Here is an 18,278-nt window from a genome sequence, read left to right on the forward strand (position 1 = left end):
TCCCCGGCGGGCGCTCCCAGTTGCCCGCTCCGCACCAGGAGACACGATGAGCGAGCAGCGACTGACCCCCGGCCTGATGGTGATCCACGGCAACCATCCGGAAGCGCTGCGCGATCTGCTAGTGCAGTGGATGAGCCTGCACCCGCTGGCGCCGCTGGAGAACGAAGTCATCCTGGTGCAGAGCAACGGCATCGCCCAGTGGCTGAAGCTGGCGCTGGGGCGTGACGTGGCGGACGGCGGCTGCGGCGTCACTGCCGCGCTGGACGTACAACTGCCCGCGCAATTCCTCTGGCGTGCCTACCGGGGGGCGCTGGGCCGCGATGAAATCCCCGAGGTCTCGGTGCTCGACAAGGGCCCGCTGACCTGGCGTCTGATGCGCCTGCTGCCCACGCTGCTGGAGCGCGACGAGTTCGCCACCCTGCAACGTTTTCTCGCCGACGACGCCGACCTGCGCAAGCGCCACCAGCTGGCCGAACGCCTGGCCGACCTGTTCGACCAGTACCAGGTCTACCGCGCCGACTGGCTGGAGGACTGGAGCCGCAGCGTCGATCAGCTGCGCCTGGCCAACGGCACAGTCCGCGAGCTGGAGGCCGATAATCGCTGGCAGGCTGCCCTGTGGCGCGTGCTGCTCGACGATGTCGGCACCGAAGGCCTGGCCACCAGCCGTGCCGGTGTGCACGGGCGCTTCATCGAGAAGCTGAAGGGCGCCGAAAACCTGCTGCCGAACCTGCCGCGTCGCGTGGTGGTATTCGGCATCTCCGCCATGCCCGCACAGACAGTGGAGGCCCTCGCGGTGCTGGCGCGCCACGCCCAGGTACTGCTCTGCGTGCACAACCCCTGCCGTCACCACTGGGCCGACATCGTTGCCGACAAGGACCTGCTGCGCCACGAATACCGTCGCCAGCGCCGTCGCGCCGGCACACCGGAGCTGCTCAGCGACGACCAGCAGCACCAGTACGCCCAGCCGCTGCTGGCTGCCTGGGGCAAGCAGGGCCGCGACTACATCAACCTGCTCGACCAGTACGACGATCCGGAAACCTACCGCGCGCGCCTGGGCGCAGTGAGCAACGGGCGTATCGACCTGTTCAGCGACGTGGAACCGGGCAGCCTGCTCGGCCAGTTGCAGGACGACATCCTCGAACTGCGGCCGATCAACGAGACCCGCGAGCACTGGCCGGCAGTCGACCCACGTACCGATGACTCGGTGCGCTTCCACGTCGCCCACAGCGCCCAGCGCGAAGTGGAAATCCTCCACGACCAGTTGCTCGCGCGCTTCGATGCCGACCCCACATTGCGTCCGCGCGACGTGATTGTCATGGTCCCGGACATCAACCCCTACGCGCCGCACATCGAAGCCGTGTTCGGCCAGATCGCCCGCGACGACAAGCGCTTCATCCCCTACACCCTGGCCGACCAGGGCCAGCGCGGCCGCGAGCCGCTGCTGGTGGCGCTGGAGCACCTGCTGCGGCTGCCCGATAGCCGTTTCGCGGTGAGCGAAATCCTCGACCTGCTGGACGTCGCCGCCGTGCGCGCGCGCTTCGGCCTGGCCGATGCCGACCTGCCGTTGCTGCGCCGCTGGATCGATGGCGCCGGTGTGCGCTGGGGCCTCGACGGCCAGCAGCGCGAACGCCTTGGCCTGCCCGCTGCCGCTGAAGCCAACAGTTGGCGCTTCGGCCTGCGGCGGATGCTGCTGGGCTTTGCGGTGGGCGAGGGCGATGCCTTCCAGGGTATCCAGCCCTACGCGGAAATCGGCGGCCTCGACGCCGCCGCCCTTGGCCCGCTGGCCGGTTTGCTCGGCGCACTGGAAAAGGCCTGTGACCTGCTCGCCGAGGAAGCCGACGCGGCGACCTGGGTGCAACGCCTGCGCGGCCTGCTGGAAGATTTCTTCCGGGTCACCGACGACCACGACGAACTGCTCCGCCAGCAACTGCTGGACCTGCTCGACGGCTGGCTGGAAACCTGCGGCTACGCCGGCTTCACCGACCCGCTGCCGCTTTCGGTGGTGCGCGAGGCCTGGCTCAGCGGGCTGGATGCCGGCGGCCTGAACCAGCGCTTCCTCGCCGGTGCGGTAAGCTTCTGCACCCTGATGCCGATGCGCGCGATTCCCTTCCAGCTGGTCTGCCTGCTGGGCATGAACGACGGCGACTACCCGCGCCCGCAGTCGCCGCTGGACTTCGACCTGATGCGCAACGACTACCGCCCCGGCGACCGTTCGCGCCGCGAGGACGACCGTTACCTCTTGCTCGAAGCGCTGCTTTCCGCGCGCCGCCAGCTCTACGTCAGCTGGGTTGGCCGGAGCATCCGCGACAACAGCGAGCGCCCGCCGTCCGTGCTGGTCGGCCAGTTGCGCGACCACCTCGCCGCCGGCTGGCACGGCGCCAACGATAGCGACCTGTTGCACGGGCTGACCCTGGAGCACCCGCTGCAACCCTTCAGCCGCGCTTACTTCGATGCGCCCTCGGTACAGGGCATCGACGGCCTGTATACCTACGCCCGTGAGTGGCGCGATGTGCACCGCGAGCACGATGGCGAGACGAACGACGCGCCGCTGTCGCCGCTGGTGCTCGACGCACCCATCGGCCTGCGCGTGGTTTCGGACTTCCTCGCCAACCCGGTCGGCGCCTTCTTCCTGCAGCGCCTCAAGGTGCGTTTCGGCGAGGAGCAACTGACTGGCCAGGACGAGGAACCCTTCGAGCTGAACGGACTGGATGTCTGGCAATTGCAGTTCGAGCTCTGCGAGCGCCTGCGCCCTTGGGTGGAACAGCACTGGCAGGATGATCAGCTGGCGGCGCAACTGACCGCCCAGGTCGAGCGCCTGCGCCGCGAAGGCCGGCTGCCGCTGGCGGCCTTCGGTGACTTCTCCGCCCAGGCGCTGGTGGCACCGTTGCACGACCTGCTGGCGCGCTACCGCGAACAGCTGGAGCACTGGTCGCAGGTGGAAGACGAACAGCGCGAGCTCAACCACGAACACGCCGGCATCCAGTTGGCCGACTGGCTTGGCGGCCTGCGCCGCAACGCCGACGGGCAACTCGCCAGCCTGCAACTGGTCAGCGGCAAGCTGCATGAAGGCAAGGGCTACAAATGGCACGGGCTGGTGCGCCCGTGGGTGCGCCACCTGGCGTTGCAGCTGTGCGGCGAACCGGTGACCAGCGTGCTGGTCGGGCTGACTGGCACCCTGGAATTCCCGCCGCTGCCGGCCGAGCAAGCCCGCGCCGAACTGAACAACCTGATGGACGCCTGGTTCCAGGGCATGAGCCGCCCGCTGCCGGTCGCCTGCAAGGCGGCGTTCGCCTGGCTGGCCGCCGGAGATGACGAAGATCGCGCCGCCCGCGAGGCCGCCAAGCGCTACGACGGCGGCTTCAACCTGAGCGGCGAGGCGGCGTCTTCGGCGGCGCTGGCGCGGGTCTACCCGGACTTCTCTGCGCTCAACGCCGACGGGGAATTCGCTGCCTGGGCGAAAGCACTCTACGGGCCCCTGTTCGAACTGTTGCAGCGCAAGGAGGCCGAACAATGAGCGCCGTCGAGCTCAACCCCCTCGACTTTCCGCTGCATGGCAGCCGGCTGATCGAGGCCAGCGCCGGTACCGGCAAGACCTTCACCATCGCCTTGCTCTACGTGCGCCTGGTCCTCGATCACGGCGGCGAGCAAGCCGCGTTCGGCCGGCCGTTGAGCCCGCCGGAAATCCTCGTGGTGACCTTCACCGAAGCCGCGACCCAGGAACTGCGCGAGCGTATCCGCGCACGCCTGGGCGAAGCCGCGCGCTGCTTTGCCGAGCCTGAGCAGAAGCACGACGGCCTGCTGGTGAAGCTGCGCGACAGCTACGCCGCCGAGCGCTGGCCCGGCTGCGCACGCCTGCTGCGGCTGGCCGCCGAATGGATGGACGAGGCCGCCGTCTCGACCATCCACAGCTGGTGCTACCGCATGCTGCGCGAGCACGCCTTCGACAGCGGCAGCCTGTTCACCCAGGACCTTGCCGCCGACCAGAGCGAACTGCTGGCCGAGGCCGTGCGCGACTACTGGCGGCGCAACTTCTACCCGCTGGGCGTGGCGGCGGCCAACGCCGTGCGCCATTGCTACGCCGGCCCCGAAGCGCTGGCCCGCGCCCTGCAACCGCTGCTGGCGGCGCAGGAGGCCGGCTTCCGCTACGCCGACCAGCCGCTGACCGCCCCGGCTTCGCTGGGCGAACTGCTGGAAGCCACCGGGCAGTTCTACGACGAACTCGCCGCCGCCGAAACCCGCGCCCGAGAAGCCTGGGCGGCGGATCGCCAGGGCGTCGCCGAACTGCTGCGCAACCTGCGCGGCGATCTCAACGGCAACAGCTATCGCGGCAAGGATGACGACGCCGTGTTCGCCGGCTGGATCGAAGCGCTGGATGCCTGGAGCGAAGGCGCCGACGCGCCGGACAACCTGGCCAAGTTCGGCCAGACGCGGATCAAGGTGAAAGCCAAGGCCGTGGTGCCGGAGCACCCCGCGCTGCTGGCCATCGATGCCTGGGTCGAGCGTTCCGAGCAGCGCCCGGAGATCGTCCCGCAACTGCTGCTGCACGCCCTGGGCGAAGTGCGGCACAACCTCGAAGTGGAAAAACAGAAGCGCGCCGAACTGGGCTTCGACGACCTGCTGGTGCGCCTTGACCGCGCCCTGGCCGGCAGCGGTGGCGAGCGCTTGGCCGAACGCATCCGCGAGCAGTTCCCCATCGCGCTGATCGACGAATTCCAGGACACCGACCCGCTGCAGTACCGCATCTTCGAGCGCGTCTACCGTATCGGCGAGAACCCGCGAAACCTCGGTCTATTCATGATTGGTGACCCCAAGCAGGCGATCTACGCCTTCCGTGGCGCCGACATCCACACCTACCTGCGCGCCCGTGCCGCCACCGCCGGGCGGCACTACACGCTGGGCACCAACTACCGCTCCACGCTGGCCATGGTGAAGGCGGCCAACCGTTGCTTCCTGTTCGCCGAAGGCCATCCGCGTGGCGCCTTCCGCTTTGCCGTGGAAGGCCAGGAAAACCCGGTGCCGTTCCTCAATGTCGACGCGCGTGGCCGTGACGAGACGCTGCTGCTTGAAGGCAGCGAACCGCCGGCCATGACCTTCTGGCAACTGGACAACGACGGCCAGGTCTGCGGCTCCACGCTGTACCGCCAGCAGATGGCCGAGCGCAGCGCGAGCGCCATCCAGCGCTGGCTGAGCTCCGCACAGAGCGGCTTCCGCGACGCCGATGGCCAATGGCGTGCCCTGCGCCCGGCGGATATCGCCATCCTCGTGCGCGGTCGCAGCGAAGCCGAAGCCGTGCGCGGCGAGTTGGCCAAACGCCGGCTCGCCAGCGTCTACCTGTCCGACCGCGATTCGGTATTCGACAGTCCCGAAGCCGTCGACCTGCTGCACTGGCTGCGCGCCTGCGCCGATCCCGGCGACGATGGCGCCCTGCGCATCGCCCTGGCGACCCGCAGCCTGGCGCTGGACTGGGCGACCCTGGAGCGGCTGAATCAGGACGAGCGCTTCTGGGAAGACATGGTGCTGCGCTTCCGCGACTACCGCGTGCTCTGGCAGCAGCAGGGCGTGCTGCCGATGCTGCGTCGCCTGCTCGCCGACTTCGCCCTGCCGGCGCGCCTGCTGCGCGAGACCGATGGCGAACGCAGCCTGACCAACCTGCTGCACCTGGCGGAGTGGCTGCAGCGCGAAGCCGTGGAGCTGGATGGCGAGCACGCTTTGCTGCGGGTACTGGCCGAGCAGCTGGAAAGCCCGTCCAGCGAGGAAATCCTCCGCCTGGAAAGCGACGCCGACCTGATCAAGGTGGTGACCATCCACAAGTCAAAGGGCCTGGAATACCCGCTGGTGCTGCTGCCCTTCATCTGCACCTGGCGCGAGCTGGACGGCAAGAGCGGTACGCCGCCGAGCTTCCAGTCCGGCGAGTCGCGGGTAGTCGAATTGTCCCGCGACAAGGAGCTGGCCAAGGCCGCCTTCCAGCTGGCCAACGACGAGCGCCTGAGCGAGGACATGCGCCTGCTCTACGTGGCCCTGACCCGTGCGCGCCACGCCGTATGGCTGGGCATGGCGCCGCTGGTGATGAGCAACAGCAAGAGCCCCGAACTGCACAAGGGCGCCATGGGCTACCTGCTGGGCGGTGGCAACGCGCTGAGTGTCGATGACGTGACCGGGCGCCTGGGCGACCTGCAGGCCGGCCAGGTGGAGATCGCCCTGGAGCCGGCGCCGGAAGTCGGCACTGAGCTTTTCGTTGGCCTGCAGGCCGGCGAGCTGGGCGCGGCCCGCGAGCCGCGTCGCCGGGTGGCGGAGAAATGGTGGATCGCCAGCTATTCCGCGCTGGCGACGCTGGCCACTGAAGAAGACAGCGACATTGCCCCGGCGCCGGCCGCCGACGAACCCATCAGCGCCGGCGAAGACCTGCTGCGCGAAAGCAGCCTGGAAGAACATCGCGAGCTGGAAGCCGTGCCCGCACCCTTCAGCCTGCACGCCTTCCCGCGCGGCGCGAATCCCGGCAGCTTCCTCCACGGCCTGCTGGAGTGGGCTGCCGACGAAGGCTTCAACGCCGACGAAGAACAGCTGCGCGACCAGATCGCCAGGCGCTGCGCCGTGCGCGGCTGGGAAGAGTGGATCGAGCCGCTCACCGGCTGGCTCGGGCAGTACCTGCGCACGGCCTTCCGTGTGCCCGATGCCACGCCGGTCAGCCTTGCCGGGCTGACCACCTTCCAGAAGGAAATGGAGTTCTGGTTCTCCACCCGCCATGTCGACAGCCAGCGCCTCGACGCCGCCGTGACTCGCCATACGCTCGGCGGCGTGGTGCGGCCGACACTGCAGGCGAACCTGCTCAACGGCATGCTCAAGGGCTTCATCGACCTGGTGTTCGAGCACGAGGGCCGCTACTACGTGGCCGACTACAAATCCAACTGGCTGGGTGCCGACGACGAGGCCTACACCCAAAGCGCGCTGCGCGAGGCACTGCTGGAGCACCGCTACGACCTGCAGTACGCGCTCTACCTGTTCGCCCTGCACCGGCTGCTGCAGGCGCGCCTGCCCGACTACGACTACGACCGCCATATCGGAGGCGCGATGTACCTGTTCCTGCGCGGCAGTTCCTCGGCGACCCAGGGCATGTACCTGGAGCGCCCGCCGAAGGCGCTGATGGACGAGCTGGACCGCCTGTTCCGCGCGGAGGTGCCGGCATGAAGAGCACCGCCCAGATGCTTGAGCTGATCGGTCGCTGGGCCGAGCGCGGCTGGCTGCGCGAGCTGGACCGCGCCTTCGCGATCTTCCTGGTCGAGCGCGCGCCCGACGCCAATCCGCTGCTGATCCTCGCCGCCGCGCTGGCCAGCCACCAGCTCGGTCGCGGGCATGTCTGCCTCGACCTGGAAGCGACCCTGGCCGACAGCCGATTCGCCCTGTCCCTGCCGCCTGAAGGCGACTCGGCCAAGGACGCCCCGGAGCTGCCTGGCGTACTGCTCGACGGCTTCGACCTCGACGCCTGGCGTGCCGTGCTGAGTGATCCGCGACTGGTCGGCGAAGGCCCTGGCGATACGCCGTTGGTGCTGTCCGGCCGTCGTCTGTATCTGCGCCGCTACTGGCAGTACGAGCGCGAAGTGCGCGCCGGTATCGACCAGCGTCTGCAGCAGGGCGATGCGTTACGTGCCGGGTTGCCTGCGGCACAGTTGCGCCAGGCGCTGGATGCGCTGTTCCCGAAAAAAACCGGCGCGCCCGCGGACTGGCAGAAACTTGCCTGCGCACTGGTCGCCGGCAACGCTTTCGGCATCGTCACCGGCGGCCCTGGCACCGGCAAGACGACCACCGTGGTGAAACTGTTGGCCCTGCTGCAAAGCCTGGCGCTGGGGGAGGGTGGGCGACCGCTGCGCATCCGCCTCGCCGCGCCCACCGGCAAGGCCGCCGCGCGCTTGAACGAATCCATCGCCGGCGCCGTGCAGCGCCTCGACCTCGCCGGGCTGGCCAATGGCGAAGGCGCGCGCGAGGCGATCCCGACGGAAGTCACCACGCTGCATCGCCTGCTCGGCAGCCGGCCGGACAGCCGCCAGTTCCGCCACCATGCCGGCAATCCGCTGGCGCTGGAGCTGCTGGTGGTGGATGAAGCCTCGATGGTCGACCTGGAAATGATGGCCTCGCTGCTCGCCGCGCTGCCGCCGCGCGCGCGGCTGATCCTGCTCGGCGACAAGGACCAGTTGGCTTCGGTAGAAGCCGGCGCAGTGCTCGGCGAGCTGTGCAGCCGCGCGCGCGAAGGTCATTACCGCCCGGTCACCCGCGACTGGCTGGAAGCCGTGACCGGCGAGCCGATCGACCCTGCATTGCTGGACACCTCCGGCAGTGACCTCGATCAGGCCGTGGCGATGCTCCGCCACAGTCACCGTTTCAGTGCCGACAGTGGCATCGGCCAGTTGGCCGAGGCGGTCAACGCCGGCGATATCCCGGCCCTGCGCCAGGTGTGGAAGGCGCAGCACGAGGACCTCGCCCGCATCGCCGTGGACGCCCAGGAAACCCGCAGCCTGCGTGATCTGGTGATCGACGGCGGACGCGGTGGCGACCTGTTCGGTCCGGTCGGCTATGCCCACTACCTGCGCGTCGTCAGCGGTTCGCGCCCGGCCGACACTGCCGATCAGGTCGCACTGGATACCTGGGCCAGGAAGGTGCTGGAAGCCCATGGCCAGTTCCAGTTGCTCTGCGCATTGCGCCGCGGGCCCTGGGGCGTGGAAGGGTTGAACAGCCTGATCGGCGACCTGCTGCAACGCGAAGGACTGATCCCCTCGGCGAGCGGCTGGTTCGCCGGGCGCCCGGTGCTGGTCACCCGCAACGACTACGGCCTGGGACTGATGAACGGCGACATCGGCATCACCCTGGCGCTGCCGCAGACGGCCGACGATGGCTCGGTGCGCTGGGTGGCGCGCGTGGCCTTCCCGGCGGGCGACGGTACCGACGCCATCCGCTGGATCCTGCCCAGCCGCCTGCAGGCGGTGGAAACCGTGTTCGCCATGACCGTGCACAAGTCCCAGGGCTCGGAGTTCACCCACGCCGCGCTGCTGCTGCCCGACAGCCTCAACCCCATCCTCACCCGCGAGCTGGTCTACACCGGCATCACCCGCGCGCGCAAATGGTTCACCCTGGCCAGCGCCGGGCGCGGCTGGCAGGTGCTGGAGGCAGCGACGGAACGACGGGTGCAGCGGGCCAGCGGGTTGCTGGATCGTTCCTGAAGCAGCGGAGCGTCTGGGCAATCCTGGCCTTCTTCAGGCCGGCTGGTCGTTGCACCAATCCTCGACCAGAAGTCCCGGCACCCGTCGAAACTCGCGGGTGTTGTTGGTTACGATGATGCAGTCGGCCGCCAAGGCATGGCCAGCAATGCCGGTATCGTTCGGCCCGATCGGCGTTCCCGACTGGAGCAGTTGCTTCATGAGTTCTGCCGACGTATCCACGGCGTCGACGTCCCAGGGCAGTACTTCATCCAGGCGCTGCACCAGCGCATCGATCCAGGCCGTCACCGCCTTCGGAGCTTTCGGCGACGCCGCGCCATAGCGAAGCTCCGCATAGGTGATGGACGAGATGACCAACCGATTGCCGGTTTCCGAGGCCTCCTGCAGCCGCTGCAGGACTTGGGGCGGGTTGTTGCGCATGATGAATGAGCAGATGTTGGTATCAAGCATGTACGTCACGGGAGCGGCCACAGGGTCAGCCCTCGTCTTCGCTGAAGTCTACCCGGCCGGGCTCGATGACCGCGGGGCGATCTCCCAGGAAATCAGCATCGAGGGGCTCGAGTTCAGCCAGGCTGCTCCAGGTCGGCCGCGCCGGACGCAGGGTCAGCGTGTCGCCCTCACGGCTCATCACCAGCTCGGTTACCCCTTTGAATTCCATGTCCCTGGGGATTCGGACGGCTTGGTTCTTGCCGTTGCGAAACAGGGAAACGGTCGTCGTTGGCATGTTGCACCTCCTGGCAAATGGGTCAGCCAATCTGATGCTGTCAGTCTAGCATATGCCAGGCATATGTCTTTGTGGTGGCGATGGGTCCAGATGGACGGCAACTCGCATTTCCACACTTTTTAGATTTGTCTGATGTCGTCCTGGCAAGCTTTTCGCCAGGCTGGCGGCCATGAAACTCAAGCAGTTCCTTCGTCGTCAGGATTCGTCCTTTTCCACCCCGAAGGCGGCCCGAAAGCTCCTTCGTCTGCTGGCCTGGGTGGTGATCGCCTGCCTTTTCTTCACCCTCAGCCTGTTCCTCGCCGCGAGCTTCAACAGCGAAGTGTCGCAGTTGCGCCGGCAGATGAACGCGGCCATGTACGAGGCCCAGGATTATCTCAGCCAGCGCGAGTCGCTGCTGGAGCACATCAGCCGGGGCGTGACTTGGAAGATGCGCGAGCCACCGGTGCAGTGGCGCCAGTTGAGCGTGCCGGTGCCGCCCCACGAGCAGATTTTCGTCACCCTCGGCGAGCCCGGTTCCAGCTGGAGCCTGGCGCTTTCCGGGCGCGACCTGGCGGAGATGGAGGCCAAGCGGCTGAACCTGATCTATGTCTCCCCCGAACCGGAGCGCTCGGTGAACCGGCTGTACGGAGCGCCGGCGCTCAACGCCGTGGTGCCGCCGTCGGTGCTCGAGGCGCTGGCGCAGCCCGGTACGCCGAAGGAGGAGCGACAGGTGCGCTGGCTCGCCGACCCTACCGACCCGCAGGCGCGGCAGTACCTGTTCACCCGCGTGACCAGCGAGCAGGACAACGGCTGGCTGGGGCTGGAGCTTTTCGGCGCCGACCTCTCCGCCGCCTTCGGCGTGCCCGAGGCCGGGCGCTTCCTGCTGCTGGACCGTGATCACCGGGCGATCCTCGGCAGCGCGGTGACGCCGCAGCTCGGCCTGCAGTTCAGCGACCTGTGGGACGGCGACAATTTCGCCTTCAGCGGGCCCGGTGTGCTGCCCAGCCACCTGGCGCTGCTCAAGCACCTGGGCAGCTCCGACTGGTCGCTGATCTACTACTTCAACCTGTACGACCTGCTGCTGCCGATGTGGCCCAGGATCCTCGCATCGCTGGCCTTCCTGCTGGGCTGCGCGCTGCTGGTCTGGGGCATGTGCCGGCGCATCAACCGGCGCCTGATCGCCCCGGCGCAGCATCGCCTCACTGCGCTGGTGGAGAACGAGGGGTTCTCCCGCGCGATGATCCAGACCGCGCCAGTGGCGCTCTGTGTGCTGCGGCGCAGCGATGCCGAGGTGGTGCTGGAGAACCGCCTTGCCCAGCAATGGCTGGGCAGCGGCGACGAACGTCGCTACTGGAGCCACGGCTGGCTGGAGCGTGGCTTCAGCAGTGGCGAGGAGGGCGGCTCGGAGGAAGTGGAAACCCATACCGGCCGGCACCTGTACCTGAGCTATACGCCGACCCGCTACAAGGGCGAGGAAGTGCTCTGCTGCGCCTTCAGCGACATCAGCGCGCGCAAGCAGACCGAGGCGGCGCTGGCCGAAGCCAAGCGCCTGTCCGACACCGCCAACGAGGCCAAGACGCTGTTCCTGGCAACCATGAGCCATGAGATCCGTACGCCGCTCTACGGTGTGCTGGGCACCCTGGAGCTGCTCGGCCGCACATCGCTGGACCACCAGCAGTCCGGCTACCTGCGCGCCATCCAGCGCTCATCCTCGACCTTGCTGCAACTGATCAGCGATGTGCTCGATGTGTCGAAGATCGAAGTTGGCCAACTGGGTCTGGAACCGGTGGAGTTCTCGCCGCTGGAGCTCACCCTCGACAGCGTCCAGTCATACGCTGCCGCGGCTCGCGCCAAGGGCCTGCAGATCTATGCCTGCTGTGACTCGCAGATGCCCGAGCGGGTGCTGGGCGACGCTACGCGCATCCGCCAGATTCTCAACAACCTGCTGAGCAATGCGGTGAAGTTCACCGACAGCGGGCGCATCGTTCTGCGCGTGCGCGCCGAGACCGGCGAGGGCTGGAACGACACCCTGCACTGGCAGGTGGCCGATACCGGCATCGGTATTCCCGAGGACCAGCAGGAGAACCTCTTCGACGCCTTCTACCAGGTTTCCGGCAACGCCCGCATGGCCGGCGGGACCGGGCTCGGCCTGTCGATCTGCAAGCGCCTGACCGAGTTGATGGGCGGGCAGTTGCGGGTGGTCAGCGACGTGGGGCTGGGCAGCAGCTTTGCCCTCAGCCTGCCGTTGCAATGTGTGGACCGGCAGAGTTCCAGCGCCCCCAGACTGTGCAACGCGATGGTGTGGGTGCACGCACCGACCCGCGAACTGGCCGATAGCCTTTGCGGCTGGATCACCCGCTGGGGCGCGCGGGCCCAGGTCGTGGCCGCCGACCAGTCGCTCGAGGAAGACGCGTCCAGCGTGCTGGTGGACCTGCGCTTCAATCCCCACGACCGCAAGCCGCTGCCTGCCTGGCGGGGCTGCCGGGTGCTGGTGACCGACCTGGGCGGCGAGCAGCCTCGCCAGGAAGGCTGCGACTGGCATGTGGGTCGCTACAACCTCGAAGGACTGCGTCGTGCCCTGGCAGCGGCGCAGGGCTGCACCAGTGGCGAGGCCACGCGTCTGGCCGAGACCCTGCCCGATATCGGCCTCGGCCTGCGCGTGTTGCTGGTGGAGGACAACCCGATCAACCAGCTGATCCTGCGCGACCAGTTGGAGATGCTCGGTTGCGCAGTCGAACTGGCCGCCGATGGCCGACAGGCGCTGGCGCGCTGGCAGCCCGATGCCTTCGACGTGGTGCTCACCGACGTCAACATGCCCCATATCAACGGCTACGAACTGGCCCGTGCGCTGCGCCAGCGCGGCTATCGCGGGCCGATCGTCGGCGCCACGGCCAACGCCATGCACGAGGAGAGCGAACGCTGCCTCGCTGCCGGCATGAACCTCTGCCTGCTCAAACCGGTGGACCTGCGCACCTTGCGCCAATGCCTGACCAGCCTGCCCGCGGAGGTGCCGCCATGCGACATCAGCGAATCCTGATTGTCGAAGACCAGCCCTTCCAGCGGGAGTACCTGCTCAACCTGTTCCGCGAGCAGGGTGCCGTGCAGCTGCGTGCCGCCGAGGATGGCGCCGAGGCGCTGCGCTGGCTGGCGCGGGAACGCTTCGACCTGGTGGTCAGCGACTTGATGATGCCTGGCCTTGACGGCGTGCAGCTGATCCAGCGGCTGGCCGCAATGAGTCATCCGCCGCTGCTGGCGATCATGAGTTCGGCCTCGCGCCCGCTGATGGGCAGTGCCTGCATGGTGGCCCGCGCCCATGGCATCACCGTGCTGGAACAGATCGCCAAGCCTGCCCGCGCGCCAGTGATCCGCCGGCTGCTGGAGAAGCTCGTCCTGCGCCTGGAACGTGCGGAGCAGCAGCGTGCGCCGGCGGTTCCCGCGCCGACTCGCGAGGAGCTGGAACAGGCCCTGGCGCAGCGGCAGTTCTGTGCGTGGTTCCAGCCCAAGGCCTCGCTGATCGATGGCCGCATCGTTGCGGCGGAGGCGCTGGTGCGCTGGGAGCATCCTCGCCACGGTGTGTTGCGGCCGGGCAGCTTCATGGCGGCGCTGACCGCTGCCGGGCTGGATGAAGCGCTGCTCTGGACGGTGCTCGAACAGGCGCTGCAGGCCCAGGCCGACTGGGGCAAGCTGGGCTTTCACCTGTCGGTGGCGGTGAACCTGCCGACCCACCTGCTGGATGATCCCGAGCTGCCGGACCGGCTCGCAGCCTTCGTCGCTGCCCGTGGCGGAGTGCCGGCGCACATCGTTTTCGAACTGCTCGAATGCAGCAGCACGGCGACCCCGGCGAACTACTATGCCGGCACCTGCCGCTTGCGCATGAAGGGCTTCGGCCTCGCCCAGGACGATTTCGGCCAGGGCTACAGCTCGCTGTACAACCTGGTTTCGACACCCTTCACGGAGCTCAAGATCGATCGCGCGCTGGTGCACGGATGCGTTGACGACGACGGCCTGGCCGCGGCGCTGGAGAGCATCGTCAAGCTCGGCCGGCAGCTTGGGCTGGAGGTGATTGCCGAGGGCGTGGAGCATCCGGACGAGCTGGCGCTGCTACGCCGGCTGCGGTGTGATTGCGCCCAGGGCTATCTGTTCTCCGAGGCAGTGCCGCCGGCCGTATTCACCCGCCAGTTGCTCCAGGAACGCTCCGCGATGGCACATTGATCCACGGCAGAAACATCGCAGATGCCAGGATGCTCGTCGGCTTCGAAAGGCCCGACGGGTCGCCTAATGCCTGACTCACATCTACAGTCTGCTGGTATCCGGCGGGCCCTCCGCCGCCACTTTCCGCGACACCGGATGCTTCGCATGCAGGAACATGACAACGGCTCGATTCGTAAACTGGCGAGCACTTCGCTGCGCCTGAACATCGTCCTGCTGTGTGCCGTCTCCCTTGCGCTGATACTGGTTGGCGCCTGCTACTGGGCGCTTGGCCGACTGGTGCAGGAAGAGCGGGACAAGGTGCATTTCCATTTCAGCCGGCTGGTGGGAGACCTCCACGAGCACGAGGCTTTCCTCAACCGCGTTGCCCAGCAGAGCGACGCCTCCACCCAGCGTCAGGACCTGGATGTGATCCCGCTGCAACGGCGAATGCTGGTCAGCGAGAACGGCATGGAGATCCACGAAGGGCGGGAGTTTTCCTTCGCCATGCCGTTCACCCTGGCGCAGCAGGTACGGGGCGTAGGCCCGCGTGCGAGGGCCGGAACCTTCTCCTTCGGCGTCATGCTGGCGAATTTCTACAGCAGTTACTGGAGCACTTCGTCCTTCCCGTCGCCGCAGGTCCTGGTACTCGATCTCAATGGGCCGACCAGCCTGGCGGTGCCCGCCATCGGCAACTTCCGTGATCATCGTCCGGTGACCCGGCGCTCCTACCTGCCGGTGATCGAGCAGGTGCGCCAGGCGCTGGAAGCACGCTCCCCCCAGCGCAGCGATACGCGGGTGCACTGGGCAAAAGCGCAGAACTACACGGGCGGCAGTCGCGAACTGCTGGCCTATGTCAGCCTCGACCTGCCTGACGACCTCTGGTGGGATTCGGACCTGGATCGCAGGGTGGTGGCGGTTTCGCTGCTGGATCTGGGGCGGATCAATGACATGGAGCAGATCCTCGATCGCCCGGTGTTCGACGAGCTGGAGCTGATCACCCCCCACGGCAACGTGCTGATCGATGTCCCCGGTTCTGAAAGGGACTACGCGGATGGGCTCAACATCGGGACTGACGGCCTGGTGTTCAAGATTCGCAGTGAGTTCGACGGCGGCTGGACCGGGCTCTATCACCTGGGCTATGGCAGTTTCTTCCGCTATGCCAAGTGGGAGTTCTTCGGCGGGCTGGCCCTGATCCTCGGTAGCCTGGCTGGCGGCTGGCTGGCCATTTCCTGGTATTCACGGCGGGTGATCGGGCCGGCACGCCAGGCGCACCTCGATCTGGTCGAGAGCGATGCTTTCAGTCGCGCGGTGATCCAGACCGCGCCGGTGGCTCTGTGCGTGCTGCGCCATGGCGGCCATCAGGTGGTGATGCAGAACCGCCTGGCCGAGCAATGGCTGGGCGATGGCGAGGCCATCACCCGCATCAGCCGCGACTGGGACCTCAGCGCAAGGGTGGGCGAGGGCAACGGCGAACTGGTCTTCGAGGTGGAAGGACGCGCCCTGCATGCCAGCTTCGCACCGACCCGCTACCGTGGCGAAAAAGTGGTGCTCTGCGCCTTCAACGACATCAGTGCGCACAAGCAGGCGCAGCAGATGCTGGCCGACGCCAAGCTCACGGCGGATGCTGCCAGCGAGGCCAAATCGGTGTTCCTCGCCACCATGAGCCATGAAATCCGCACGCCGCTCTATGGGGTGCTGGGCACCCTGGAGCTGCTCGGCCTGACCGAGCTGAGCCACCAGCAACGCGACTACCTCGCCACCATCCAGCGCTCGTCCTCGACCCTGCTGCAACTGATCAGCGACATCCTCGATGTGTCCAAGATCGAGGCCGGGCAGATGGCGCTCGAGGCCGTGGAGTTCAACCCGCTGGAGCTGGCGGAGGGCGTGGTCGCCAGCTATGCCGGCGTGGCCGAGGGCAAGGAGCTGCAGCTGTATGCCTGCCTCGACACGAATGTTCCGAGCCTGGTGCGCGGCGATGCTGCGCGCATCCGGCAGATTCTCGCCAACCTGCTGAGCAATGCGCTGAAGTTCACCGACATCGGCCGCGTGGTGCTGCGACTGCGCATCGTGGTCGGCGAAAAGGGCGAGACGGCCCTGCAGTGGCAGGTGACCGATACCGGCATCGGCATGTCCGACGCGCAGCAACAGCGGCTGTTCGAACCCTTCTACCAGGCTCACGGCCACGAGCACACGGTCAGCGGTACCGGTCTGGGCCTGTCGATCTGCGCGCGACTGAGCGACCTGATGGGGGGACAGCTGCGGGTGGTCAGCGAAACCGGGCTGGGCAGCAGTTTCACCTTCACCCTGGTGCTGCCGGTGCTGGAGCGCGCCCGGCCATTGGGTGACGACGCGCCGTTGCTACCGCAACCGGTCTACGTGCGGGCGCCAGTGAAGGAGCTGGCACAGAACCTGGCTGCCTGGGTCGACTGCTGGGGCGGCTCGGCGCTGGTCCAGGAGGAGCTGCCGCTGGACGTTCCGCCTGGTGCGGTGCTGCTGGACCTGCTCGAGGCCGGCGACGAGCCGCTGTGGAGCGGCGCGCGGGTAAATGCTTTGACCGAGGCCAGCGTGCAGCCACAAGCTTCAGTCCTGGGCTGGGAGGTCAGCCTCCACCATCTGTCCGGCATTGCCCAGGCCTTGCGCCTGGCGCAGCGGGGCGGAGGGGGCGAGCCCCGCCAGATTCCCCGTGTCGCCCGACTGGGCAAGCTCGGCCTGCGGGTCCTGGTGGCCGAGGACAACCCGATCAACCAGGCGCTGCTCAAGGAGCAGCTCGAGGAGCTGGGTTGCCGCGTCACCCTCACCAGCAACGGTCGCGAGGCCTTGCAGCGTTGGGCGCCCGGCGCCTTCGATGCACTGCTGACCGATGTGAATATGCCGGTGATGAATGGCTACGAACTGGTCGGCGAACTGCGTCGCCAGGACAGCTGGCTGCCCATCATCGGCGTCACTGCCAATGCCCTGCGCGAGGAGGGCGAGCGTTGCATGGCGGTGGGGATGAACGCCTGGCTGGTCAAGCCGATGAGCCTGCGCACGCTGCACGACGGCTTGCTCAAGGTCTGCGGGCATGCGCCGGCAGAACCGCCGGAAAACCCGGCGCAGGGACAGGAGCCGGCACAGGACCGCATCCAGGTCTCGGAGAAGATGCGCGAGCTGTTCCTGCGCACCATGCGCCAGGACATGCAGGGCGTGACCCAAGCCCTGCAGGCGGGCGACCTGGCGACCGTCCGCCAGCAGGTCCATCGCCTGCGTGGCGCGTTGGCGGTGGTCCAGGCCCATGGCCTGAGTGATGCCTGCGGCGCGGTGGAGGAGGCGCTGATCGCGCAGCCCGCCGGGCCGGAACTGTCCGCGGCGGTGAACGCGCTGCTGGGACGAATCGAGGCGGCCCTGGCCAGCCTCTGAGAGCCTGTTCGATAACCGGGGCTACTCTGGAAGTGTGGTCGTGCCTCTGTGGCCGGCCGACGATCGCAAACGTTGGGACTCAAGAAAACTCATGGAAAAAGTCAGAGTGGCACTAGCGGACGACCATCCCATCGTCCTGATGGGGGTTCGCGAGGTGATCGAACGGGACGATCGCTTCGAGGTGATCGGCGAGGCGCACAATTCCAGCGAGCTGGTGGCCCTGTACCGCGAGCAGCGGCCGGCCATCGTCATCACCGACTACAACATGCCGGGCGACCAGACCTATGGCGATGGCATCAAGCTGATCGAGTTCCTGCTGCGCAACTTCCCCGACACGCGCATCCTGATCCTCACCATGCTGTCCAACCCGCTGATCCTCTCCAGCCTGTACGACCTGGGCGTGTCGGGGGTGATCCTGAAGAACGGCGACCTCAACGAGATCCTGGTGGCGCTCAAGGCGTTGTCCCAGGACCGCATCTACCGTGGGCCGGGCATGCAGTCCTCGAGCAGCGTGCTGTCCAGCGGCGACGATGTGGAGGGGCGTATCGCCAGCCTGTCGGTAAAGGAGTATGAGGTGCTGCGCCACTTCGTCTCGGGGATGAGCGTGCGTGACATCGCGCTGCTGCTCAACCGCAGTGTGAAGACGGTGAGCGCGCAGAAGATCTCCGCCATGCGCAAGCTGGACGTCGATACCGACCAGGCGCTGCTGACGTTCTGCGTGATGGCCAATTTGTTCCAGTAGGCCCAATGCCGTACTCCTGCACAGAGGCCCGGCTTTGGAT

The 18,278-nt window shown here is 67.5% G+C and carries 9 protein-coding genes; 7 read left to right on the forward strand and 2 right to left on the reverse strand.

Annotated elements, in window-relative coordinates; translation table 11 throughout:
- Window positions 1-46: 46 nt before the first annotated feature.
- Genes recC through recD form a run of 3 tightly spaced genes read left to right on the forward strand, consistent with a single transcriptional unit; the run spans window position 47 to window position 9,209 of the window.
- Window positions 47-3,514, forward strand: a complete 3,468-nt coding sequence (gene recC, locus IB261_RS06170) for an exodeoxyribonuclease V subunit gamma (protein ID WP_192381658.1) — start codon at window positions 47-49, stop codon at window positions 3,512-3,514.
- A complete protein-coding gene (gene recB, locus IB261_RS06175; RefSeq protein WP_192381659.1) occupies window positions 3,511-7,185 on the forward strand; it encodes an exodeoxyribonuclease V subunit beta in 3,675 nt (1,224 codons plus the stop codon). Before recC ends, recB begins: the two co-directional genes overlap by 4 nt.
- Window positions 7,182-9,209, forward strand: a complete 2,028-nt coding sequence (gene recD, locus IB261_RS06180; RefSeq protein ID WP_192381660.1) for an exodeoxyribonuclease V subunit alpha — start codon at window positions 7,182-7,184, stop codon at window positions 9,207-9,209. The genes recB and recD overlap by 4 nt, the downstream gene beginning before the upstream one ends.
- 33 nt (window positions 9,210-9,242) lie before the next feature.
- Here the strand turns inward: recD and IB261_RS06185 are convergent, their stop codons facing one another.
- Window positions 9,243-9,656, reverse strand: coding sequence for a type II toxin-antitoxin system VapC family toxin (locus IB261_RS06185; protein WP_081517548.1), 414 nt, complete (start codon window positions 9,654-9,656; stop codon window positions 9,243-9,245).
- Window positions 9,657-9,681: 25 nt separating this feature from the next.
- Entirely contained in the window at window positions 9,682-9,930 is a 249-nt protein-coding gene (gene vapB / locus IB261_RS06190) for a type II toxin-antitoxin system VapB family antitoxin (RefSeq protein ID WP_192381661.1), read from the reverse strand.
- A gap of 169 nt (window positions 9,931-10,099) precedes the next feature.
- Here vapB and IB261_RS06195 point away from each other — a divergent pair, with 169 nt between their 5' ends.
- The 4 genes from IB261_RS06195 to IB261_RS06210 all read left to right on the forward strand — a co-directional run bounded on the left by IB261_RS06195 (window position 10,100) and on the right by IB261_RS06210 (window position 18,238).
- Window positions 10,100-12,946 carry an ATP-binding protein gene (locus IB261_RS06195; protein WP_081517550.1) on the forward strand — a complete coding sequence of 949 codons (2,847 nt, stop codon included), beginning with the start codon at window positions 10,100-10,102 and terminating at the stop codon, window positions 12,944-12,946.
- Window positions 12,925-14,121, forward strand: a complete 1,197-nt coding sequence (gene pvrR, locus IB261_RS06200) for a response regulator cyclic di-GMP phosphodiesterase PvrR (protein WP_081517551.1) — start codon at window positions 12,925-12,927, stop codon at window positions 14,119-14,121. Before IB261_RS06195 ends, pvrR begins: the two co-directional genes overlap by 22 nt.
- A gap of 144 nt (window positions 14,122-14,265) precedes the next feature.
- Window positions 14,266-17,496, forward strand: a complete 3,231-nt coding sequence (locus tag IB261_RS06205) for a hybrid sensor histidine kinase/response regulator (protein WP_192381662.1) — start codon at window positions 14,266-14,268, stop codon at window positions 17,494-17,496.
- 91 nt (window positions 17,497-17,587) lie between these two features.
- Window positions 17,588-18,238, forward strand: a complete 651-nt coding sequence (locus IB261_RS06210; RefSeq protein WP_081517553.1) for a response regulator — start codon at window positions 17,588-17,590, stop codon at window positions 18,236-18,238.
- Window positions 18,239-18,278: the final 40 nt, after the last annotated feature.

It is taken from the genome of Pseudomonas sp. PDM20, from assembly GCF_014852575.3.
Lineage (GTDB): Bacteria > Pseudomonadota > Gammaproteobacteria > Pseudomonadales > Pseudomonadaceae > Pseudomonas.